We start from the raw sequence: 24,350 nt of genomic DNA on the forward strand, positions 1-24,350 counted from the left end.
GAGAGAATGATGAATTTTTATGTTCTTACATTATTCCCCGATATGATCATGGACGGGCTTAGAACCAGTATTACCGGCCGGGCGATGGAAGCAGGGCTGATCCATATTGAAGCAGTGAATATCAGGGATTTTACAAAGGATAAGCATAAGCATGTAGACGATTATCCGTATGGCGGCGGAGCCGGAATGGTGATGCAGGCGGAGCCGGTTTATAATGCCTATCAGTATTTGTGTGAAAAGACAGGAAAGAAATTAAAGGTTGTATATATGACACCGCAGGGACGGACATTTACACAGAAGGTGGCAGAAGAATTTGCCGTTGAAGATGATCTGGTGCTTTTATGCGGACATTATGAGGGTATCGATGAACGTGTGCTGGAGCTGATCGTAACGGATTATGTATCGATCGGTGATTTTGTCTTAACCGGCGGTGAGCTTCCGGCAATGGCAATCATTGATACTGTATCCAGACTGGTTCCTGGGGTATTGAACAATGATGACAGTGCGGAGATCGAATCCTTTCATGACGATCTGTTAGAATATCCACAATATACAAGACCGGTAGAATTCATGGGGAAGAAGGTTCCGGATGTGCTGCTTTCCGGTCATCATAAGAATATAGAGGCATGGAGACTGGAACAGTCGATCAGCCGGACAAAAGAACGGCGACCGGATCTGTATGCGAAATATGAAGCAAATCACCCGGTTGTGGAGAAGAAAAAGAGAAAAAGGTAAATTTCCCGATTGAAATTCACATTTATGACATAGATGTTTGTTAGAATACAGCAAGAAATGGAAATAACAGGAGGTCGCATATGGATAGTATAAAGGTATTGGTAGTTGACGATGAGAGCAGAATGCGTAAGCTGGTCAAGGATTTCCTGAGTAAGAAAGGATATATCGTTCTGGAAGCAGGAGACGGTGAAGAAGCGGTTGATATCTTTATGAATAATAAAGACATCGGACTGATCATTTTAGATGTTATGATGCCGAAGATGGATGGCTGGGAGACCTGTAAGGAGATACGGAAGTTCTCACAGGTTCCGATCATCATGCTGACTGCAAAGTCAGATGAAAGAGATGAACTTCTGGGATTTGAACTTGGTATTGATGAATATATCACGAAGCCGTTCAGTCCGAAGATCCTGGTTGCCAGGGTAGAAGCAATCTTAAGAAGAACCAGTGATGTACCGGCTGACAGTGTGATCTCAGCAGGCGGTATCACGATGGATCTTGCAGCCCATATCGTAACGATCGATGGAGAACCGATCGAGCTCAGTTATAAAGAATTTGAGCTGTTGAATTATTTTATGGTGAATAAAGGAGTTGCATTATCCAGAGAGAAGATACTGAATAATGTATGGAATTATGATTATTTTGGAGATGCCAGAACGATCGATACCCATGTAAAGAAGCTCAGAAGCAAGTTGAAGGATAAAGGTGACTATATCAAGACGATCTGGGGCATGGGATATAAGTTCGAGGTGGATGATGAGAAAAAGGTCGATAAGGAGTAAGATAACACTTTGTCTGATGGCGATCATTACTGTGATGATCCTGCTGTCAGGCATTTTGTCCGTTATCTTCATTAAAAAATATTATTACAATGAACTGAAAAATAATCTGATCCAGACCTATCAGGAATGTGATGCTTTTTTCAAAGATTCATCAAATAAGAACAGAGATGGCAGCTATGACCTTGACAGCATGGAGAGCCTGCTCGAGAATAAATCCGATGCGATGATCTATATTGTGGATGATGTTCATATGAAGATATATACAACGGTAAATGAGGATACGGCTGTATTTAACAATCTGAAAAGTATCGGTGAGTTCCTGATGTTCTCAGACAGTATAGATGCGAATAATTCCCAGATCGAACGGGAAGAGGTCGAGAAGCATAAGGATTATAAGATACAGATCACAAAGGATAAGGATACAGCTCAGAGTTATTTTGATCTGCTCGGATTTCTGGATAATGGATTTGTTATTATCATGCGTACCACAATTGCCAGAGTGGATTCCACGATCCAGACAACGATCAAATATTTTATGGCTGTACTGATTACAACAGCAATCATCAGTTGTATTCTGATGTATTTTGTCAGTGAGATATTTGCCGGACCGATCAAACGGCTTACCAGGGTTGCAAAACGAATGGCAACTCTTGATTTTGATGCAAGGATCGAGCATCCGTCCAATGATGAGATCGGTGAGCTGTCCTGTTATATGAATGATCTGTCGTATAAGCTGAATAAGACGCTGACGGAGCTTAAGGAGACAAACCAGAAGCTTCAGGTGGAAATTGATGAGAAGATCAAGATTGACGAGATGCGTAAGGAATTCCTGTCACATGTATCACATGAATTAAAGACACCAATCGCACTGGTACAGGGTTATGCAGAAGGCTTGCGGGATAATATCAATGATGATGAAGAAAGCAAGAATTTTTACTGTGATGTCATTGTTGATGAAGCAAACAAGATGAATAAGCTTGTAAAGCAGTTACTTGATCTGAATGAGATAGAATTCGGGCAGAACCGAGTGAATAAGGAAATGTTCAATATCGTTGATCTGATCCATAATTCCATCGATTCGTCTGCAATCCTTGCAGAGCAGAGTCAGGTTACGATCGTTTATGATGATGTAGATCCGATCAATGTCTATGCGGACGAATTCATGATCGAAGAAGTCTTCCGTAATTATCTGACAAATGCGATCCATTACTGCTATAAAGAGAAAGAAGTCCGTGTCTGGACAGAAAAATATATGTATGAAAAACCGGGAGACACATATGAAGAAGGATCGATCCTTGGAAATCTCCGTGTCTATGTATATGATCAGGGACCAAATGTACCGGAGGGCGAACTGGAGAAGCTGTTCATCAAGTTCTACAAGGTAGATAAGGCAAGAACCAGAGAATATGGCGGAAGCGGCATCGGTCTGTCCATTGTCGCGGCTACCATGCAGGCACATAAGAAGTGTTATGGTGTGTATAATGTAAAAGATGGAGTTGTATTCTATTTTGATCTGGATATCATCGGGGAGACAGATGATATCGAAGAAAAAATCGGTATTGAAAAGAAAGAAACAGAATAATTTCTTTGCAAAAAAATGGAATACAGAATATACTAATCAATGATTATGTGGATAGAGAGGAAATGTTATGTCGTATAGTGCAAAAAATATAGAGGTGCTGAAGGGACTGGAGCCTGTAAGACTCAGACCGGGTATGTATATCGGTAACACCGGAAGAAGCGGTCTGAACCATCTGATTCAGGAGCTGATCGATAACTCCGTGGACGAGCACCTTGCAGGTTATTGTAAAAATATATATGTCAGTATCAATGAAGACGGTTCAGCGACCGTGTCAGATGATGGACGGGGTGTTCCTGTTGATATACATGAGACAGAGGGAATACCTGCGGAACGTGTCGTATATACCGTACTGCATGCCGGTGGTAAGTTCAACAGCTCCACATATAAGATCAGTGGTGGTCTTCATGGTGTAGGTTCTGCTGTTGTAAATGCATTATCAAAGAAGCTGCTGGTTGAGGTCGCAAGAGACGGATATCTCTACACGGACAGCTATGAGTATGGCGTTCCGGTAACGGAGCTGACTCCGGAAGGGAATCTGCCGCGTACCCGGTTAAAAGAGAAACGAACCGGAACAAAGGTAACCCTATATCCGGATGATACGATTTTTGAAACAGTAAAATTCAAAGCCGATGCGATCATGCAGAGAATCAAGGAAACGGCATATCTGAATCCGGAGCTTACGATCACATTTCATAATAAGAGAGACGGCAAGGAACCGGTCGTATTCCATCAGCCGGGCGGTCTGTCCGCATTTGTAGAGGATATATCGGAAGGACTTACACATACTTCACCGATCATTGCGATCAGTGGAGAGAAAGAGAATATAACTGCTGATATCGTATTCGTTATGACAGAGGATGGGGAAGAAAACATCATCGGTTTTACAAATAATATCACGAATCCGGAAGGCGGAACACATGTAACAGGTTTTAAGTCAGGATTTGCAAAGCTGATCAATTCGTATGCAAGAAATGAGCTTGGGTTATTAAAGGAAAAGGATGCGAACTTAAGTGGTGCGGATATTCGTTCCGGTATGCAGGCGATCATATCTGTAAAGCATCCGGATCCGCAGTTTGAAGGGCAGACGAAGACGAAGCTGTCGAATACAGACGTTACAAAGGCAGTCGATGATATTGTAAAAGAACAGCTTACCGTTTATTTTGACCGTAACTACGATGTCTTAAAGGATATCTGTGATCGTGCAGTCAGCCTGTCTAAGAAGAAGGCTCTGGAAAAATCCAAGATTAATCTGAATAAATTCTCCTTTGAAGGAAATGGAAAGCTTGCCAAGCAGGAATCCAATGATTCGTCCAAATGCGAGATTTTCATAGTCGAGGGTGATTCTGCCGGCGGCTCTGCTAAAACAGCCAGAAACCGTAAATATCAGGCGATCCTGCCACTTCGTGGTAAGATCTTAAACGTAGAGAAGAAAACAGTAGCCAAGGTTCTTGAGAATGCCGAGATCAAAGCACTTATTAATGCATTTGGATGCGGCTTTATGCAGGGCTATGGCAACGATTTTGATATTAATAAATTAAACTATGACAAGATCATTATTATGACTGATGCCGATGTCGATGGCGCGCATATCGCTACATTGCTTCTGACATTTTTCTATCGGTTTTATCCGGATCTGATCAATGAGGGTCATATCTATATCGCGATCCCGCCGCTTTACAGAGTGGGCGAGGGCAAGCATATGCAGTATCTGTATTCAGATGAAGAACTGAACCGTTATCGAAAGAAGCATACCGGTAAATTCACGATCCAGCGTTACAAAGGTCTTGGAGAAATGGATGCAGACCAGCTCTATGAGACAACGATGAACCCGGAGAGCCGTGTGTTAAAGCAGGTATCGATCAACAGTATCGTGGAAGCAAATAAGCTGACACAGACGTTGATGGGAACAGAAGTAGCACCGAGACGAGAATATATTGAGACACACAGTACAGATGCAGTGCTTGATATCTAAGAGGAAAGAGGAAATCTATGTCTGAAAAAATCTTAAATGTTGATTATGAAAGTGAAATGGGACAATCCTATGTAGATTATTCCATGAGCGTTATAACAGAACGTGCGCTCCCTGATGTCAGGGACGGTTTAAAGCCGGTACAGCGTCGTATCCTGTATTCATTAAATGGTCTGGCAGGTTCAGATAAGCCACATCGTAAATGTGCGAGAATCGTCGGTGATACGATGGGTAAATATCATCCACATGGAGACAGTTCAATCTATGAAGGTCTTGTAAATATGGCGCAAAACTGGAAGCTTCCGATCCCGCTTGTAGATCCGCATGGTAACTTTGGTTCGGTAGATGGCTCCGGTGCAGCGGCAATGCGATATACCGAGGCAAGAATATCCAAATATACCGAGGATGTCTGCATGAAGGATCTGTCTTTCTTTAAGGATCAGTTTATTCCAAACTTCGACGGAACAGAGACAGAGCCTACATTTCTTCCGTTTCAGGTTCCAAATATCCTAGTCAGTGGTTCGACCGGAATTGCAGTTGGTATGGCGACCAATATTCCGACACATAATCTCGGAGAAGTGATCGATGCAACCGTGATGTATCTGAATGATCCGGAAGTACCGCTTGAGGATCTGTTAGATGTGATGAAAGGACCGGATTTCGCAACCGGCGGCATCATCAATGCATCCAAGGAAGATCTGATGCAGGTCTATGAAACAGGACTTGGCAGGATCAAGGTCAGAGGTAAGGTGGAGATCCGTGATATCGGTCATGGAAGAAAAAGTATCTGTGTAACCGAGATCCCGTTTACGATGATCGGTGGAACAGCGAAGTTCTTGGATACGGTTGCAGAGCTTACCAGAAACCGTGAATTACCGGCCGTTGTAGATATCGCTGACCGTGGAGATAAGAACGGAGAATGTTTGTGTATCGATGTAAAGAAGGGTACAACAGATGAAGAAATCCGGAATATTATTAATATTTTATATAAAAAGGCAGGACTTGAGGATACCTTTGGTGTAAATATCAACTGTATTTATGACGGCAAGCCGGAGGTCATGGGACTGAAGCGGATCCTGTCAATCTATACAGATTTCAAATACGGACTATACAATACTAAATACATGAAGTTGTTAGAAAATCAGATGGAAGTACGGGAGATCAAGACCGGTCTTCTTACAGCGGTTGACTGTATCGACCTGATCATAGAGATTCTGCGTGGAAGTAAGAAGGTAGCGGATGCAAAGGCATGTCTGATGCATGGAGATACCTCCAATATTACATTCCGGTTCAAAGGTTCAGAGGCAGATGCAAAGTTCTTATGCTTTACCGAGAAACAGGCAGATGCGATCCTTGCCATGCGTTTACAGAAGCTCATCGGTCTGGAAGTAAATGCCCTTAAGAAAGAACTGGAAGATGCAGAGAAGCTGATCAAGAAGTATTCAAAGCTGCTTGAAAGCAAGAGCAATATGAAGAAGCAGATGATCGCAGATATGTTAGAGATTAAGGAGAAATATGCGATTCCAAGAAAGACTGTGATCGCAGACTGTGGCGAAGTTGTCGTTAAGAAGGCACAGGCGGTCGAGACAGAGGTTGCTGTACTTCTCGATCGTTTCTATTATATCAAGGTCGTTGATGCCAATCTTTATGATAAAAACAAAGCGCAGATCGACAAAGACTACCGGTTCTCATTCAAATGTAAGAACACAGAACGTGTCGGTGTATTTGCAGATAATAATCAGATGTATATGATCAAGGTTGCTGATATCATCAAGCTTCAGGCAAAGAAGAATACCGGTAAAAAGGGAAATGGTTCCGGTCTGATCGGCAGATTGTCGGATAAGGGTATTCAGATCTTTGAATTCTGCAATATGAATGGAAATGAAAACATATTATATATGTGCTGCATCGAGCAGATCATAGATAAGAACCTGTTATTTGTGACCAAGCATGGTCAGGCAAAGCTGGTTCCGGGAAATAACTACGATGTACTTCGTAAGATGATCGCGGCATCCAAGCAGGAAGAAGATATCATCTTTATTCATGATGCCGAGATGGAAGATTTCATCGTTGTAAAGAGTATGCTTGGCTACTATGCAAGAATCCAGATCAGCGAGATCCCGGTCAAGGGAAAAGGCGCAGGCTGCATCCGCCTGGTGAACATCACCGACGATGACGAGATCGAAGAAGTAGCAGTCGGCAGCACAAAGGACAGCTTCTTTGTAGATAACACAGAGATCCTGTTTACACGAATCAAAGCATGTAAACGCGGCAGTAAAGGAACAAAGCTGCGGTTGTAGGGAAGAAAGTAAAAGCAGCATATTTAGCATGCTTGTGTTGAATATGAATTAGAGCAAATTAAATATGAATGTATGGATAAGGCATATCAGATGTGGAGGTATCTGGTGTGCCTTTTTTGTTCGGTAAATTTTTATTTAAAATAAAGAGAGTTGTATTTTTATCATGGTGTACAGCATAGAAATATGAAGAAATAAAAGCAAATATGTAGTATAATAAAAAATAACGCAAATAAAGATGTACGTATTTTTGTGTATACAATTTTATATACTAAAAGAAAGACAAAAGGAGTTCTTTTTATAATGGCAGATATTAGTAAGATTGAAGAATTTTGGGATGATAATCCTATTGATGTATCAGCAGAAGTTAATTTTATATGGTCTATTGCAAATAAATTAAGAGGGCCATATCAAAGTGATAAATACAAAGATGTAATAATTCCTATGGTAATTATTAGACGTTTTGAATGTGCATTACAGGAAACAAAAGATGCTGTTGTTGCACAATATAAAAAGATGCCGACATATCCTGCAAAGGCTATGTATAAGATTTCTGGCTATCAGTTTTATAATACAAGTGAATTTACATTAGCAGAGCTTGTAAATGATGCGGATCATCTTGCATCAAATTTTAAAAGCTATATTAATGGCTTTTCCGCCAATATTCAAGACATTATAAAAAATCTTGAATTTGACAAACAGATTGATAAGATGGACAAGCATAACAGACTTTTAGCAGTAGTAAAAGCATTTAGCGAAATAGATTTAGATCCCAAAACCATTGATAATATGAAAATGGGATATATCTTTGAGGAACTTATTAGAAAATTCTCTGAAAATGCCGAAGCTGGTGACCATTACACAGGTAGAGATATTATAAAAGCAATGGTTTCAATTCTACTTGCAGAAGGTTGTGATGATATATTTGATGATGGAAAAATTGTAACAATATTAGATCAAGCCGCTGGAACTGGCGGTATGCTTTCAACTGCAAACAATTATATTAAACGTTTTAATCCGACAGCAGATGTAAGATTATTTTCACAAGAAGTAAATCCAGAGTCTTATGCTATGAGTCTTGCAGAAATGCTTATTCGTGGACAAAATGCGGATAATATCAAATTACAAGACACAATGAAAGCAGATTGCTTTACAGATACAAAGATGAGATTTGTTATAGAAAATCCCCCATTTGGACAACCATGGGGTGGCAAGGATGCACCAGAAGGTGACGAAGAGGCAGTAAAGGCAGAAATATTAAATGGAACATCTGGAAGATTCCCAGCAGGAGCACCAAGTTCTGGAGATATGCAGCTATTGTTTATTCAGTCTGCAATAAATAAGATGGATGATGAATGTGGTAGAGCCGCTATTATTGAAAATGGTTCACCTTTATTTAGTGGTGGTACATCATCTGGTGAATCACAGATCAGAAGATGGTTGCTTGAAAATGACTATATAGAAGCAATTATCCAGTTAAGTACAGATATGTTTTACAATACTGGAATTGCTACATATATTTGGGTACTTTCTAAAAATAAAAGAGCAGAAAGAAAAGGCAAAATACAGCTTATTGATGCATCAAGTTTTGCACACTCTTTAAGAAAAACATTAGGTAATAAACGAAAAGAGATTACACCAGAAGATAGAATTAAAATTACAAAGTTATATGCAGACTTTAAAGAAAATGAGCATTGCCAGATTTATGATAATACAGAATTTATCTATCGTGAATATGCAGTTATGCAACCACTTCAAAGAAGCTATGCAATAACAGAAGATAGAATAAAGGCAATGCTTTCAAGTGGTGCGTTATCAACTCTCTATGATGAAGCAAAAGTTGATGAACTTGAAAATATGGATGAATTGACAGGTAAGGATAAGAATAAATTAGATAATTTTAAGAAAAATAAGCCTATATATGATGCTATTGTTGATGCTCTAAATAATGTTGTATCTGACAAGGTATATAAGAATCCAGAAACATTTACACCAGTGGTAAATAATATTCTATCTGGAATTATTTTAGATGCAAAAGATTTAAAAAAGATTGCTGATAAAATCATAAAAGGTTTATCAGTAATGGATAAAACAGCAGATATTCAAAAAGATAAAAAAGGCAATGTAATTTATGATACAGAAACAAAAGATACAGAAATAGTACCATGGGAAACAAATATTGATGATTATATGGCAAGTGAAGTATTACCACATGTACCAGATGCAAAGGCATTTTTTGAAGAAGATTTAGGTAAGAAGAATCCTGTAATAAAGACTGGTGCAGAAATACCATTCACAAGATATTTTTATAAATATCAAGCTCCAGTATCAAGTGATGAACTTGCCAAAAGATTCAATGAATTAGAGGCTTCCGTTGATTCAAGAATTAAAAAATTATTCGGAGGTAATTAATATGGCAGAAATGAAAGATAGTGGAATAGAATGGGTTGGTAAAATTTCAGAAAATTGGAAAGTTTTAAAGAATAAATATAATTTTGTGTTGAGTAAAGAAATAATTGGAACAAAATGGGTAGAAACACAGTTGTTATCATTAACAAAATACGGAATTAAAGCTATAAATGATGGTGAACAAACAGGAAAAGTACCTGCGTCATTGTCCACTTACCAAAAGGTTAATAAAGATGATCTTGTAATGTGTTTGTTTGATTTAGACTGTTCGGCTGTATTTTCTGGAATAAGCAATTTTGATGGAATGATTTCACCAGCATATAAATGTATTAAGTGTAAAGCACATTTGTTTCCAAAATATATTGATTATTATTTTAAAACTGTATTTGTTGATAGAAAGTATAAAAGATATTCAAAGAATGTAAGATTTTCAATTTCGGCTGATGAATTTATGAATTTACCTATTATTATTCCACCAAAGGATATACAAACGAAAATAGCAGATTTTCTTGATAAAAAATGTGCTGAAATAGATGCATTGCATACGGATATTGAAAAGCAAATAGAAACACTTGAAGAATACAAAAAATCAATTATCACAGAAGCAGTAACAAAAGGATTAATTAACATCAATATAAATGGCACACAAGTAGATTTTACAAATACGACAGATGAGCAATGGGAATGTAAAAAATTAAAGTTGCTTGTTGCTATGCCAATAATAGATGGTCCACATGAAAGTCCAGAATTATGTGATACAGGGATACCATATATATCGGCAACAGCAATAGTAGATGGAAAAATAGATTTTAACTTAATGAGAGGTTACATATCTGAGGAATATTGTACAGAATGTGAGAAAAGGTATAAACCACAGTTAAATGATATTTTGGTTGTTAAATTGGGGGCTGGAACAGGGCAAGTTGCAATGGTAGATGATAATAGAAAATTTAATATTTGGGTTCCATTGGCCGCTGTACGATGTAATGGATTAGTTATACCTAAATTTATATATTACGGATTTCAATCTGATTATGTTGTTACACAGATGGAACAATCATGGACTTATGGAACACAAGAAACATTAGGGGTTAAAACAATAGAAAAATTAAAATTTTTTATTCCAACCTTAAACACACAACGAAAAATTATTCAGTATTTGGATAACAAATGTGTAAATATAGATGGTGCTATCGAAGAGAAAAAAGAGCAGTTAGATACACTTGAACAGTATAAGAAGTCGCTTATATATGAGTATGTGACAGGAAAGAAGGAGGTCAAATAGATATGGCATTTGAAGAAGAATTAAATGCACTTGTGCAACGAACAAAAGTAAATGACGAAAATCCGTCAAGAACAGCATCATATGGTGCAATTAATGGAACAATAGGTGAAAATAAAAAAAGACATGAAGTTTGGATGAATGATGTCGATATTTTTTATAACAAATATTTAAAGGAGCATCCATTAAGTCAAAAAATTGATACATGGTTGTTTCAAAGAAAATACGATCAGTTAGTAGCGGCATTGGAAAGTATAAGTGGGGATAAAGATTTTATAAATAAAATGAATGGCATATCAACTGTGGAGGTGCCAAAATATAAAGCAAAAATGCTACCAGAATATGATGTGTTTATTTCTCATGCTAATGCAGACAAAGAAGCTCTTATAGAAGAATTGTACAACTCGCTTAATAAATTAGGAGTTAAGATATTCTATGATAAAGAAACATTAGAATGGGGCGATAAATTCAAGGATAAGATTCTTGAAGGAACTAAAAAATCAGAATTTGCAATTATTGTTATATCAACAAATTTCTTTGGTAGAGAATGGACAGAAAGAGAACTATCAGAATTTTTGAATAGACAGAATCAGAACGGACAAAAATTGATTCTTCCAATTTTACATAATATAACGATTGAACAGTTAAAAGAAAAATATCCATCAATAGCAGATATACAGGCGATTGATTCATCAAAATATACTTGTGATCAAATTGCGTTGTTATTTGCAAGACAGTTTATTAAAAGATTAAAAGCATATTAGTGGAGGAAGTACAAATGAATGAAATATTGACTGAAAAGCAGTATCAACATTTCATCATGGACTATCTAAAAAATAACAATGGTTATGTTGTAAGAAAAGATAAAGAATATGACCGCTTACATGCAATGGATAGAGAAATGTTATTCAAATTTTTGAATGACACACAACCAGATGAAATGGAAGCATTAAGAAAAGTATATAAGCAGGATTTAGAAGAAACACTTGCAAGTTATATCAATGCAGAAGTTACAAAGGCACGTAGTAGCTTACTTGATGTTTTAAAGCATGGTATAGAAATTTCAAATATAAAACTTGATTTGATGTATACAAAACCTGCAACAGACTTTAACAAAGAACTTGTTGAAAAATATGAAAAAAATGTATTCTCTGTTATGGAGGAAGTCTGGGCATCTGATAAAGAAAGAATAGATCTTGTAATATTTTTAAATGGACTTGCTATTATGACATTTGAATTAAAATGTAATGTAGCAGGACAAAGCTATGAAGATGCTATTTATCAGTACAGAACAGAAAGAAATCCAAAGACAAGACTATTTTTATTCAAGGCTGGTGCATTAGTAAATTTTGCAATGGATTTAGAACAGGTTTATATGACAACCAAACTTGAAAAAGATGCAACATTCTTTTTACCTTTTAATATGGGTAATGGTGAAGGTGTCAATGCAGGTGCAGGAAATCCAATATTTGAAGATAAATATAGTGTTTTCTATATGTGGGAAGATGTACTTACAAAGGATTCTATTCTTGAAATCATAAGCAAATTTATGTTTATTGAAGTGAGAGAAAAGGAAGATGAGGCTACTGGTAAAAAGAAGATAAAAGAAAATATTATTTTTCCTCGATTCCATCAAAGAGATGTATTACACAAGATACTTGCAGATGTATATGAAAATGGTTCTACACAGAATTATTTAATACAACATTCTGCCGGATCTGGAAAAACAAATTCTATTGCTTGGCTTGCTTACCGATTATCTTCACTTCATGATGCGGATAACAAAATTATTTTTGATAATATCATTATTGTTACTGATAGGATAGTTGTAGATAGACAGTTACAAGCGGCAATTATGGGGATGGAGCATAAATCTGGACTTATAAAAGTTATGGATGAAAAATGTAACTCGTCCGATCTTGCTATTGCTCTTGATGGAAATACAAAGATTATAGCAACAACTATTCAGAAATTTCCATATATTGTAGATGATGTGGCTAATTTGAAAAATAAGAAGTTTGCAGTAATCATAGACGAAGCACATTCATCAACAGCAGGAAAAGATATGGCGGCTGTGACAATGACACTTGGATCTGGTGAAGTAAGTATAGATGAAAGTACAACTGAGGATTTAATTGTAGAAGAAATTGCAAAGCATGGAAAACAAGAAAATGTATCTGTATTTGCATTTACAGCAACACCAAAGCCAACCACAATACAGTTATTTGGTAGGGTAAATAAAAAAGGACAAAGAGAAGCATTTCATATCTATTCTATGAAGCAGGCAATAGAAGAAGGCTTTATTCTTGATGTGTTACAAAATTACACAACCTATAAGACCTATTACCAGATTAATAAAGAAATTGCCGAAGATCCAAAATGTAAGACAAACAGTGCAAAAAGACAGATCGCAAGATTTGTTGAATTGCATGAAACCAATATAGCACAAAGAATAGAAGTTATTGTTGAACATTTCAGAACAACAGTAATGGATGAGCTTGGTGGAACTGCAAAAGCTATGGTAATAACTAATTCAAGAGAAAGTGCTGTAAAATATCGTCAAGCATTTGAAGAGTACATAAACAAAAAAGGATATAATAATATTCATGCATTAGTGGCATTTTCTGGAAAAGTGAAATTAAAAGATGATGAAAAGGAATATACAGAAGCAGGACTAAACGGATTCAGTGAAGATAAATTACCAACAGAATTTGAAAAGGATGATTATAAGGTATTGCTTGTTGCGAATAAGTATCAGACAGGCTTTGATCAACCTAAATTATGTGCAATGTACATTCTTAAAAAATTAAGAGGTGTAAATGCTGTACAGACATTATCAAGACTTAATAGAATCTGTCCACCATACGACAAGAAAACATTTATACTTGATTTTGTAAATGACTATGAAGATATACAGGCGGCATTTTCAAAATATTACACAACAACACTTTTATCCAATTCTGTTACACCATCTGCGATCTATGATTTAGAAGCAAAAATAGATGGATATACAGTAATAGATCCATTGGATATAGAAGATGCAAATGAAATTTTATATAAAGATGATATTACAGCAAAGGAAAAGAAACGATTAACATTCTTATTCCAGAAAGTAAAGAAGAACATAGATAAACTTGATTATGAAGAACAAAAAGAGCTTGTAATGACAATGAGGCGATTTGTGCGTTTCTATGAATTTTTATTACAGGTATCGTGTTTTGAAGATATTGAACTACACAAGAAATATAGATTTATAGCTTTATTGCTTGCATATGTAAATATAAAGCACCCAGGCGGTGGATTTAATTTAGATGGAAAGATAACAGCTATGAATTTTGTTCAGAAGAAGAAAGCCGAACATAAATCAAAATTAAAATCTGATCCTGTTACGAAACTTCCGACAGCAGACCATTTTGTGTTATCAGAAGATAAAGAGGAGAAGCTATCACAGATAATAGCAGAAATCAACAGCATAGCAGGAAAAGAATATGATAATGATGTAGCAGTAAAAGCAATGCTTCAGATAAAAGACATTATGATGAAATCTGAGAAACTAAAAACATCAGCAAAGAACAATACAGAAAAAGATTTTGAATTTGCATATTTTGACAACATAGATGATGCATTAATAGAAGGATTGGAGCAGAATCAAGACTTTTTCAGCTTATTACTAAGCAATGATGAAATGAAGAGAAAAGTACTTGGTATTTTTTCGGATGAAATATATAACAGCTTGAAAGAAGCAGAATAGAAATACGAGTTTGTGCTGTACTTAATAGTTGAGGAAAGTTATAATCCAGATAAAACCCGTTTATTGCTTGAATTTGCGAAAAAACAAACGATAAAAATAAACGATATAACAAACGATAAAAACGAAGGAGCCAAAAAGGAGCCGAAAAGGAGCCCAAAATAGGCAATCATTATTAAAAAATAAAAGATGTACTGGTATTTAAGTATACAAATTTGCAGAATAAACAATCATTTTTCACCAGTCATTCCGGTTAGACACATATATTTTTTTATGATATAATACCACTGTTTGATTTGTAGTTAAAATATTTGCATAGTGATGCTGATAAATATACCTGATTTGAAAGGAAATAGACAAATGATAGCGATTATTGATTACGATGCAGGTAACATCAAAAGCGTCGAAAAAGCCGTACAATTTCTTGGCGAAGAAGCCATAATTACAAGAGACAGGGATGTCATTATGGACAGCTCCGGAGTCATTCTTCCGGGCGTTGGAAGTTTTGGCGATGCAATGGGAAAGATCAATGAATATGGATTGAAAAATGTTATTTATGATGTCGTTGATTCGGGAAAACCATTTCTGGGTATCTGTCTTGGACTTCAGTTATTATTTAAGACAAGCGAGGAGACACCGGGAGTAACAGGATTGGGAATCGTAGATGGACAGATCCTCAGGATTCCGGATGCACCGGGACTTAAGATTCCACAGATCGGATGGAATTCACTTGATATCAATCCGAAAGCAAGGTTATTTAAAGGACTTCCGGAACATCCATATGTATATTTCGTTCATTCGTATTATCTGAAGGCAGATCATGAGGAAGATGTAGCTGCATCCACATTTTACTCAACGAATATCCATGCTTCGATCGAACATGGCAATGTATTTGCCTGCCAGTTCCATCCGGAGAAAAGTTCAACCGTTGGACTTCAGATCCTGAAGAATTTCATAGAATTGGAGGCGTAATTATGCATACAAAGAGAATTATTCCATGTCTGGATGTAAAAAACGGACGTGTTGTAAAGGGTATTAATTTTGTAAATCTGGTAGATGCCGGAGATCCGGTTCAGGTTGCTTCAGCTTATGATAAGGCCGGTGCGGACGAACTTGTATTCTTAGACATTACTGCATCCTCTGATCAAAGAAATATCGTAGTAGATATGGTCAGACGTGTGGCTGAGACGATCTTTATTCCATTTACGGTTGGCGGTGGTATCCGTACCGTTGATGATTTCAAAGCCATTCTCCGCGAAGGTGCAGATAAGGTATCGGTTAATTCAGCAGCGATTGACAATCCGAATCTGATCGCAGAAGCAGCCGATAAGTTCGGAAGTCAATGCGTGGTTCTTGCCATTGATGCAAAGAAACGACCGGATGGCGGTTGGAATATCTTCAAACATGGCGGTAGAATTGACTGCGGTATCGATGCAGTAGAATGGGCAATGAAAGCAGTTGAACTCGGTGCAGGAGAAATCCTACTAACCAGTATGGACTGTGATGGTACGAAAGCCGGATACGATATCGACCTTACCAGAACGATTGCAGAGAATGTAAATGTACCGGTTATTGCTTCCGGTGGAGCAGGAACCAAAGAACACTTCTACGACGCACTAACAGAAGGAAAAGCAGAAGCTGCACTCGCGGCATCATTATTCCATTACAAAGAGCTTGAGATCTCTGATCTGAAGAAGTATTTAAGTGAACGTGGCATCCCTATGCGGATGATGTAAGATATTATCTTACTATAAGAACAAAATACATGCAAAAAAAGAGTAAATGAAAACAGCTACAATATCTCTATGAAGCAGACCTTTTTTCACGTCGGTCCTTAATGAACCGCGAAAGCGGTGAATTTAGTACCGCTACGTGAAAAACAGAACGAAAGTGATCTGCGGAATAGAAGATATATGTAGCTGTTTTTATTATGAAATACTTGCCTTGTGTAGAGAATGATAATGATTCGATAAATATAAAAACTGCATATAGGCATTCGTATATAAAAGAAAAAACAGACACATATATTTCTATGAAGCAGACCTTTTTTCACGTCGGTTCTTAATGAACCGCGATAAGCGGTGAATTTAGTACCGCTACGTGAAAAACAGAACGAAAGTGATCTGCGGAATAGAAGTTATATGTGTCTGTTTTTGTAATTGTTACGTATATTTGTCTATATGCAGTTTGCCGCAATGTCCAAACAGGCGGGCTATTTCAGCTTCTTGTTGGCCGCTGCCAGCATCAGCTTAATACGGTTGATCTGGTTAACCTCGGATGCCCCAGGATCGTAGTCGACTGCCACAATGTTAGCATCCGGATAAGCCTCACGAAGATGCTTGATAACACCCTTGCCGACAATGTGGTTTGGCAGACAGGCAAATGGCTGTGCACAGACAATATTTGCGGCACCGCTGTTGATCAGCTCGATCATTTCACCTGTTAAGAACCAGCCTTCACCGGTTTGGTTACCGATGGATACAAAAGGTCTGGCATATTCTGCAAGATGCGTGATCGGTGTAGGTGGATCAAAACGTTTGCTTGCCTTTAAAGCATCAGTTGCAGGCTTTCTCATATGCTCAAGGAGCGATATGGCTGCATTTCCGATGATTGCGCCTTTGTGTGTCTTGCCCAGATATTCATATTTGTAATTACTGTTGTAGAAGCAGTACATGAAGAAATCAAGCAGATCCGGCATAACAGCTTCAGCACCTTCCGATTCCAGCAGATCAACCAGATGGTTGTTTGCAGATGGAAGGAACTTTACAAGGATCTCTCCAACGATACCGACTCTTGGCTTCTTGATGTCAAGAAGTGGGAGAGTATCGAAGTCATGTACAATTCCATTGATATTCTTTTTAAATCTTGCTGTGCTTCCTGTTTCTTCCAGTGTCTTCTTACAGATCTTTTCCCATTTCTTATGGATCGCATTTGCAGATCCCGGTTCTTTCTCGTATGGTCTTGTATGGTAAAGACAACGCATGAAGACATCACCATAGACAAGTGCCTGAATTGCCCGTTTTGCAAGCTTTAAGGTGATAGGGAAACCGGAGTTCTTCTCAAATCCCTGAGCTGATAATGCGATTACAGGGATCTGACCGTAACCTGCTTTTGCAAGCGCACGTCTGATAAATCCAACATAGTTGGTTGCACGGCAGCCACCACCGGTCTGGCTCATGATAACTGCAAGTTTATTTACATCATATTTACCGGATGTGATGGCACTCATCAACTGACCGACGACGATCAGAGATGGATAACAGGCATCGTTATTTACATATTTTAATCCGACATCGATCGTTTCCTTGGTTGCATCCGGAAGGATCTCGATATTAAGTCCCATAACTTTGAATGCAGATTCCAACAGATTGAAATGGATCGGTGACATCTGTGGAGCAAGAACGGTGTAGTCCTTCATCATATCCTTGGTAAATTCGATTCGGTTGATAGCACTGCTTGACGGGCAGGTCTTGTAGTTTTGTTCCTTTCTGGAATTAACGGCGCTGATCAGTGAACGGATACGGATTCTGGCAGCACCAAGGTTACTTACTTCATCGATCTTCAAAACGGTATAAATCTTTCCTGATTTTGTCAGGATATCATTTACACAGTCGGTTGTTACGGCATCCAGACCACAGCCGAAGGAGTTCAACTGGATCAGTTCCAGATTGTCACAGGTCTTAACATAGTTTGCTGCCTTATATAATCTGGAGTGGTACATCCACTGGTCAGATACGATAAGCGGACGATCTACCTGTCCCAGATGAGCAACGGAATCCTCTGTCAGAACAGCGATCTTATATGAGTTGATCAGTTCCGGAAGACCGTGGTTGATCTCAGGGTCGATATGGTATGGACGACCGGCAAGGACGATTCCAAGGATGTCGTGTTCATCGATATATCGAAGAGTTTCTTCGCCTTTTTCACGGATATCGGTCTTTACTTTTTCTGCTTCTTCATATGCAGCACGGACAGCAGATGCGATCTCATCGGTTGTAACATCGTAGTATTTTTTCATTTCACGATACATACGATCGACAAGAGCCTGTTCATTATCCAGTGCGACGAACGGACGGATAAAGGTGATCTTGTCATCCTTTAATTCTTCCATGTTGTTTTTGATATTTTCGGCATAGGATGTAACAATCGGGCAGTTGTAGTGGTTATTTGCTTCCGGTGTTTCGTTCATTTCATATGGAACACAAGGATAGAAAATGGATGTGATACCATTCTTTAACAGCCACATAACATGTCCGTGTGAGATCTTAGCCGGATAACATTCGGATTCACTTGGAATCGATTCAATACCAAGACTGTAGATATCTCTGGATGACTTTGGAGAAAGTACTACCGAGAATCCGAGCTTTGTCAGGAAAGTGAACCAGAATGGATAATTTTCATACATATTCAGAACACGAGGGATACCGATCACACCACGTTTTGCCATATCAGGTGTAAGCGGGGTATAGTCGAAGATCCTGTTTAATTTATATTCGAACAGATTCGGGATGTTATCAGCATTCTTCTTAAGACCGACACCCTTTTCACAACGATTTCCGGTAATGAAGTTCTTACCGTTTGAGAAACGGTTGATCGTCAGCAGACAGTTGTTGGTACAGCCCTTACATCTGGTCATATTTGTGGTATAAGTCAGCTTGCTGATCTCATCGATCGACAGCATAGAAGTCTTAAAGCCCTCTTTATATTTATTCATGGCAATAAGGGCAGCACCGAAAGCACCCATGATACCGGAGATATCCGGTCGGATAGCGGTTCTGCCGGAGATTACCTCGAAGCTCTTTAAGACAGCATCGTTGTAGAAGGTACCACCCTGTACGACGATGTTCTTACCGAGATCCTTTGGATCCGTCAGTTTGATAACCTTTAAAAGTGCATTCTTAATAACGGAATATGCCAGACCGGCTGAGATATCAGCTACAGACGCACCTTCCTTCTGTGCCTGTTTTACTTTTGAATTCATGAATACCGTACATCTGGAACCAAGGTCGATAGGAGTCTTGGCAGTTGTAGCGATCTTTGCAAAATCCGCAATATCATAATTTAAGGATTTGGCAAATGTTTCAATGAAAGAACCACAGCCGGAGGAACATGCTTCATTTAACATGACATTATCTACGACTTTGTTCTTGATCTTGATACATTTCATATCCTGACCGCCGATATCGAGGATACAGTCAACTTCAGGATCAAAGAATGCTGCTGCCGTATAGTGGGCAATCGTTTCTACTTCGCCAAAATCAAGAGAAAGTGCCTGCTTGATCAGGGCTTCGCCGTAACCGGTAGAGCATGAACCGGCGATGACAGCACCCTCCGGCAGCTTGGAATAGATATCCTTGATCGCTTTGATCGTCGTATTTAACGGACTTCCGTTGTTGCTGCTGTAGAAGTCGTATAATAATTCACCATTTGAACCGACAAGAGCTACCTTGGTGGTTGTAGAACCGGCATCAACACCGATGAAGCAGTTTCCTTTATATGTAGCAAGGTCACCGCGTTTTACTTTATATTTATTGTGCTCCTCCTTGAATGCTTCATAGGCTGCTTCGTCTTCGAATAATGGAGGGAGACGGAGTACATTTTCAGCCATATGTAACTCGCCGTCTAAGGAATGGCTGAGTTCGCCGAGCGTTCTGGATACCTCCGGCTTGGAATTCAGGGCAGCACCTGTTGCAGCAAAAAGATGAGAATGACCCGGATCGATGATCGCATCCCCGGTCAGATTCAGAGTACGGATAAATGCATTTTTCAGTTCCGGGAGGAAATGAAGCGGGCCGCCTAAGAACGCAACATTTCCTTTGATCGGCTTACCACATGCAAGACCGGAAATTGTCTGGTTGACAACAGCCTGAAAGATAGACGCAGCCAGATTCGGCTTGGTTGCACCTTCATTGATCAGAGGCTGGATATCTGTCTTGGCAAATACACCACAGCGGGCAGCGATCGGATAGATCGTATCATAGTCCTTTGCATATTCGTTCAGACCACTGGCATCTGTCTGAAGAAGAGTAGCCATCTGGTCGATGAAGGAACCTGTACCACCGGCACAGACACCATTCATACGCTGTTCGATTCCATTTGTAAAATATATGATCTTAGCATCTTCGCCACCAAGCTCGATCGCAACATCCGTCTGTGGAGCATAGTCCTGTAATGCTTCGGAAACACAGACTACCTCCTGCGTAAAAGGTACACCGATAACCTCTGCCAGCGCAAGACCGCCGGAGCCGGTGATCGCCGGAGTAACTTCTACATCACCAAGCCTGGCTTTTGCATCATTTATAAGAGACTGTAATGTCTCCTTTATGTTTGCGTAGTGTCTTCTGTAATCAGAAAATAAAATCTTGTGTGAATCATCAAGAACAACAACTTTAACGGTTGTTGAGCCAATGTCAATTCCTAATTTGTACATAAAAACCATCCTAATCTTTTTGCAAAATTTTCTCTTTATTGAACCGAATCTATTATAGTGGAACGTTTTACAAAAAACAATGATTTTTTCCCTTTTCTGACGAACTTAATATTTATTTTAGGATTGATTTTCCTTGATTTTTTATTATTTAATTTTTATTTTAGAAAAAGGCAGAGAAAGATTTATATTTTAATAAGAAGAAAAGGGAACATTTTTCAGATTCCGAATATAATAATAAAAAAAGCCGGATGGTATGAAATGGAAAATTATGATCATTGCAATGGAGTGATCCATGTAGTAGAAAAAGGGGATACATTATATAAGCTTTCAAAACACTACAAATGTAATCTCTGTGACATCATAACTGCAAATCCGTATGTAAATGTCTATAATATGCAGGAAGGGGAAGAAATCTGTATTCCGATAGAACAGGAAGGCTCCGGAGATGGAAAGATGCATTATACAGTGAAAAAAGGAGATACCTTTGAATCTGTATTCATGTATTTTGGTGTCGGTCCACAGGAATTATTTGAGAACAATAAGAACTTGTATCAGGTCGTTTTGCCGGAAGGATTGGAGCTGGTTGTGGATTAAGATATATAAAAGTTAGAAATTCTTCATGATTGTGCTGTTGTAAAGTTTTTCGTTCTATTATATAATTTGATAATGTCGGGATACTATCAGCCATATTCTCATTGGATGGGAATATGGCAGTTCCCTGATTTGTGGATATAACAGATGTTGGAAAATCTGTTTATATACCGAAAACAAATAGTTTGAATGAAATTAAAAGGAGATCCATTCATGAAGATGATAAACAAGCTTGAAAGGAAGTTTGGTCGGTATGCGATCAAGAATCTGTCCCTGTATCTGATCCTTGGATATGTCATTGGCTATCTGCTTCTGATGTTTGCACCACAGGTTTTATCAAAGCTGATTCTTATTCCTGCATTTGTTATGCAGGGAGAAGTTTGGAGATTGCTTACATGGGTAATCACTCCTCCGGAATTAAGTGTCAGTATTTTTACTATCATTATGTTGTTTTTTTATTATAGTATCGGTAATCTATTAGAACGTTCAATCGGTACGTTTTTGTACAACCTGTATATATTTGGTGGTATGTTTCTCACGATGGCAGGAACGATGATCGCATATATACTTTGTCAGTATGTATTTCATATTCCGATGTCATGGGATTCTCATATCTATATCGTATCCAGTTATTATATCTGCCTGTCTTTATTTTTGGCAGTTGCAGTTTGTTATCCGGATATGCAGGTACTGTATGCAATGATCATTCCGGTTAAGATGAAGTGGTTATCTGTTTTGTATCTGGTGTTTATAGGATATTATTTTATGAACGCAAACCTGATGGGACGTGTAAATATCGTAATGTCACTTTTAAACTTTGTAATTTTCTATTTCAGCACAAAGGATTTCAGACGGCTTTCTCCAAAGCAGATCAAGCGAAGGAGGAATTATGCGAAGCAGGTGCGTGTCAACAATTCAGAGAATGTGACACATAAATGTTATGTATGCGGCATCACAGATAAGGAAGCACCGGACATGCAGTTCCGTTATTGCTCCAGATGTACAGGCAACAAGGAATATTGCCAGGATCATTTGTTCACGCACGAGCATAAATAAGAGATGGATTTAATTAAGGATGAGAGGATAATAGATAGTTATGTATAATGAAGATAAAAAACTGATCACAGAGATAACCCGTAAGAACAATATGGATGAGAATCTTGCAAAATTTGCAGATGCAGTAATGACGGCAGATTTCGAATATGCCTGTCAGAAATTTGCGTTAAACTATGTCGTGATCCGTGAACTGATGGCAGACAAAGATTTTGCAGAGGATCCATATATTTATGAATGTGTTATGGGAATCAATAAGCTGGTCGGAACTTATCTGGCAGGAGATGCGGATCAATTGGATGACAAGGATCTGGCGTTTATCTCCGGAATGAGAAATAAGATCACGGAGAAGATGAAGGTACTTACTGCATATACTGATGCGTTTGAGTTGTACGAATATATCCTGAACCGAAAAGAATATGGATTCGAGGAAAATGTGGACGAAGAACTTGAGAAGATGTTTGAGGAATTTGATGCAGAGCAGTTCAGTGCGGAGGTCTTTAACTTCATCTTTGCAGACAAGGATAAGGTAGCGGTAAATGCGAAGATCCAGCAGATCGTAGGTCAGCTTCCGCTTCGTATGACAAAGGCAAGATTTTACGATATTATCGGACAGACTTTATCAATTTATAATGGTTGTGAGATCAGTTCATTGGATGATTTTATAGAGACAGTAGAAGAAACTGCCTTATTACAGCTTCCGGAGAAATTCGAGACAGAATATTCTTCTCTGCATGAAGCGTACGGGATTATTAAAGAGGGAGATTATGCACATCTTGATTTTGACGGATACAGGAATCTGTCAACGGTTCTGGATAAAAGTGCAGGCTTTATCAATGATGTCGTATCTGATTATATGATGCTGATCGAGCTGGTAAATGATCTGTACAGCATGATGCTTGCGGCTGAATGCAAGTCAGGAGTATCGGAATCCTGTATGCGGGCATTATCTATTATCAGACGTATCTATGAATCCATGGAAAATGAAGATGAATTCCCGACGGATGCATATGACATGCTGGTTGCAAATGAAGGCGCACAGGAGGAAGCGGGAGAACACCGGATGGTGCTTGAAGCTCCGATCTATGATATCATATCTTCCAATCAGCCGGATATTATCCGCCTTGGTCTGGAGGATGCTTATCATCGTATTGATACACTGGAAAAGCTGTTATCCGGCAGTATGTTTGTAGATATCGATCATGTGAAGATTGAGACAGGCGCACTTGCGGATTCTGAATATATTATTTCGAAAAAGGATAAACTCATAGAAGAATTCGGAGAGGTATTTACCGGAAACTCACAGGTAGTTAATCGTGCGGTCATGGCGAAGATACTTTCTACAATTCCTGTGTTCTTTAATACACAGCAGGAGATCAAAGATTATATTGATAATGCACTGGTGCGCTGTTCAAATCGCAGCGAGGTTCTTGCATGTTATGTGATCATTCAGGGAATTATGGAAGATTAGA

General features: G+C 38.4%; 15 protein-coding genes. 14 read left to right on the forward strand and 1 reads right to left on the reverse strand.

Going from position 1 to position 24,350, the window contains the following annotated elements; all coding sequences use genetic code 11:
- The first annotated feature begins 9 nt into the window (after positions 1-9).
- From trmD to hisF, 11 genes are all read left to right on the forward strand, one after another.
- A complete protein-coding gene (gene trmD, locus DWW43_RS06195; RefSeq protein ID WP_021943971.1) occupies positions 10-735 on the forward strand; it encodes a tRNA (guanosine(37)-N1)-methyltransferase TrmD in 726 nt (241 codons plus the stop codon).
- A gap of 80 nt (positions 736-815) precedes the next feature.
- Entirely contained in the window at positions 816-1,517 is a 702-nt protein-coding gene (locus tag DWW43_RS06200) for a response regulator transcription factor (RefSeq protein ID WP_008401003.1), read from the forward strand.
- On the forward strand, positions 1,489-3,099 hold the full coding sequence (locus DWW43_RS06205) for a HAMP domain-containing sensor histidine kinase (protein ID WP_243104407.1): 1,611 nt from the start codon (positions 1,489-1,491) through the stop codon (positions 3,097-3,099). The genes DWW43_RS06200 and DWW43_RS06205 overlap by 29 nt, the downstream gene beginning before the upstream one ends.
- Positions 3,100-3,166: 67 nt before the next feature.
- Positions 3,167-5,071 carry a DNA gyrase subunit B gene (locus DWW43_RS06210; RefSeq protein WP_008401000.1) on the forward strand — a complete coding sequence of 635 codons (1,905 nt, stop codon included), beginning with the start codon at positions 3,167-3,169 and terminating at the stop codon, positions 5,069-5,071.
- Between the two features lie 17 nt (positions 5,072-5,088).
- Complete coding sequence (locus DWW43_RS06215; RefSeq protein ID WP_119963039.1) at positions 5,089-7,368, forward strand: DNA topoisomerase (ATP-hydrolyzing) subunit A; 2,280 nt, start codon at positions 5,089-5,091, stop codon at positions 7,366-7,368.
- Positions 7,369-7,668: 300 nt separating this feature from the next.
- Positions 7,669-9,777, forward strand: a complete 2,109-nt coding sequence (locus tag DWW43_RS06220) for a class I SAM-dependent DNA methyltransferase (protein WP_119963040.1) — start codon at positions 7,669-7,671, stop codon at positions 9,775-9,777.
- A 1-nt stretch (position 9,778) separates the two neighbouring features.
- Entirely contained in the window at positions 9,779-11,059 is a 1,281-nt protein-coding gene (locus DWW43_RS06225) for a restriction endonuclease subunit S (RefSeq protein ID WP_119963041.1), read from the forward strand.
- Between the two features lie 2 nt (positions 11,060-11,061).
- Positions 11,062-11,820 carry a toll/interleukin-1 receptor domain-containing protein gene (locus DWW43_RS06230; RefSeq protein WP_119963042.1) on the forward strand — a complete coding sequence of 253 codons (759 nt, stop codon included), beginning with the start codon at positions 11,062-11,064 and terminating at the stop codon, positions 11,818-11,820.
- 14 nt (positions 11,821-11,834) lie between these two features.
- Positions 11,835-14,807 carry a DEAD/DEAH box helicase family protein gene (locus tag DWW43_RS06235; protein ID WP_119963043.1) on the forward strand — a complete coding sequence of 991 codons (2,973 nt, stop codon included), beginning with the start codon at positions 11,835-11,837 and terminating at the stop codon, positions 14,805-14,807.
- A 357-nt stretch (positions 14,808-15,164) separates the two neighbouring features.
- Positions 15,165-15,776 (forward strand): imidazole glycerol phosphate synthase subunit HisH, encoded by a 612-nt coding sequence (hisH, locus tag DWW43_RS06240; protein ID WP_021943968.1) that lies wholly within the window; start codon positions 15,165-15,167, stop codon positions 15,774-15,776.
- 2 nt (positions 15,777-15,778) lie between these two features.
- Positions 15,779-16,540: an imidazole glycerol phosphate synthase subunit HisF gene (gene hisF, locus DWW43_RS06245; RefSeq protein WP_117784789.1), complete on the forward strand. Its 762-nt coding sequence runs from the start codon at positions 15,779-15,781 to the stop codon at positions 16,538-16,540.
- A 476-nt stretch (positions 16,541-17,016) separates the two neighbouring features.
- Here the strand turns inward: hisF and DWW43_RS06250 are convergent, their stop codons facing one another.
- Positions 17,017-21,234 (reverse strand): 2-hydroxyacyl-CoA dehydratase, encoded by a 4,218-nt coding sequence (locus DWW43_RS06250; RefSeq protein WP_044944994.1) that lies wholly within the window; start codon positions 21,232-21,234, stop codon positions 17,017-17,019.
- A gap of 258 nt (positions 21,235-21,492) precedes the next feature.
- On the opposite strand from DWW43_RS06250, the gene DWW43_RS06255 reads away from it, so the two are divergent.
- The 3 genes from DWW43_RS06255 to DWW43_RS06265 all read left to right on the forward strand — a co-directional run bounded on the left by DWW43_RS06255 (position 21,493) and on the right by DWW43_RS06265 (position 24,349).
- The gene (locus DWW43_RS06255) at positions 21,493-21,828 is read left to right on the forward strand and encodes a LysM domain-containing protein (protein ID WP_008400969.1); all 336 of its coding nucleotides are present in this window, start codon (positions 21,493-21,495) and stop codon (positions 21,826-21,828) included.
- Positions 21,829-22,038: 210 nt separating this feature from the next.
- The gene (locus DWW43_RS06260; protein WP_243104408.1) at positions 22,039-22,881 is read left to right on the forward strand and encodes a hypothetical protein; all 843 of its coding nucleotides are present in this window, start codon (positions 22,039-22,041) and stop codon (positions 22,879-22,881) included.
- Between the two features lie 40 nt (positions 22,882-22,921).
- Positions 22,922-24,349: a hypothetical protein gene (locus DWW43_RS06265; RefSeq protein WP_119963045.1), complete on the forward strand. Its 1,428-nt coding sequence runs from the start codon at positions 22,922-22,924 to the stop codon at positions 24,347-24,349.
- The last annotated feature ends 1 nt before the right edge of the window (position 24,350 follow it).

It is taken from the genome of Clostridium sp. AF15-41 (assembly GCF_003604095.1).
Taxonomy (GTDB): Bacteria; Bacillota; Clostridia; order Lachnospirales; family Lachnospiraceae; genus Coprococcus.

What these genes read in the sequence shown, in the direction of transcription:
- DWW43_RS06265 (WP_119963045.1), top strand. Translation starts at nt 22,922, where the DNA reads ATGTATAATGAAGATAAAAAACTGATCACAGAGATAACCCGTAAGAAC.
- hisF (WP_117784789.1), top strand. Translation starts at nt 15,779, where the DNA reads ATGCATACAAAGAGAATTATTCCATGTCTGGATGTAAAAAACGGACGT.
- DWW43_RS06230 (WP_119963042.1), top strand. Translation starts at nt 11,062, where the DNA reads ATGGCATTTGAAGAAGAATTAAATGCACTTGTGCAACGAACAAAAGTA.
- DWW43_RS06225 (WP_119963041.1), top strand. Translation starts at nt 9,779, where the DNA reads ATGGCAGAAATGAAAGATAGTGGAATAGAATGGGTTGGTAAAATTTCA.
- DWW43_RS06260 (WP_243104408.1), top strand. Translation starts at nt 22,039, where the DNA reads ATGAAGATGATAAACAAGCTTGAAAGGAAGTTTGGTCGGTATGCGATC.
- DWW43_RS06220 (WP_119963040.1), top strand. Translation starts at nt 7,669, where the DNA reads ATGGCAGATATTAGTAAGATTGAAGAATTTTGGGATGATAATCCTATT.
- DWW43_RS06235 (WP_119963043.1), top strand. Translation starts at nt 11,835, where the DNA reads ATGAATGAAATATTGACTGAAAAGCAGTATCAACATTTCATCATGGAC.
- DWW43_RS06250 (WP_044944994.1), bottom strand. Translation starts at nt 21,234, where the DNA reads ATGTACAAATTAGGAATTGACATTGGCTCAACAACCGTTAAAGTTGTT.
- DWW43_RS06205 (WP_243104407.1), top strand. Translation starts at nt 1,489, where the DNA reads ATGATGAGAAAAAGGTCGATAAGGAGTAAGATAACACTTTGTCTGATG.
- DWW43_RS06200 (WP_008401003.1), top strand. Translation starts at nt 816, where the DNA reads ATGGATAGTATAAAGGTATTGGTAGTTGACGATGAGAGCAGAATGCGT.
- DWW43_RS06210 (WP_008401000.1), top strand. Translation starts at nt 3,167, where the DNA reads ATGTCGTATAGTGCAAAAAATATAGAGGTGCTGAAGGGACTGGAGCCT.
- DWW43_RS06215 (WP_119963039.1), top strand. Translation starts at nt 5,089, where the DNA reads ATGTCTGAAAAAATCTTAAATGTTGATTATGAAAGTGAAATGGGACAA.
- hisH (WP_021943968.1), top strand. Translation starts at nt 15,165, where the DNA reads ATGATAGCGATTATTGATTACGATGCAGGTAACATCAAAAGCGTCGAA.
- DWW43_RS06255 (WP_008400969.1), top strand. Translation starts at nt 21,493, where the DNA reads ATGGAAAATTATGATCATTGCAATGGAGTGATCCATGTAGTAGAAAAA.
- trmD (WP_021943971.1), top strand. Translation starts at nt 10, where the DNA reads ATGAATTTTTATGTTCTTACATTATTCCCCGATATGATCATGGACGGG.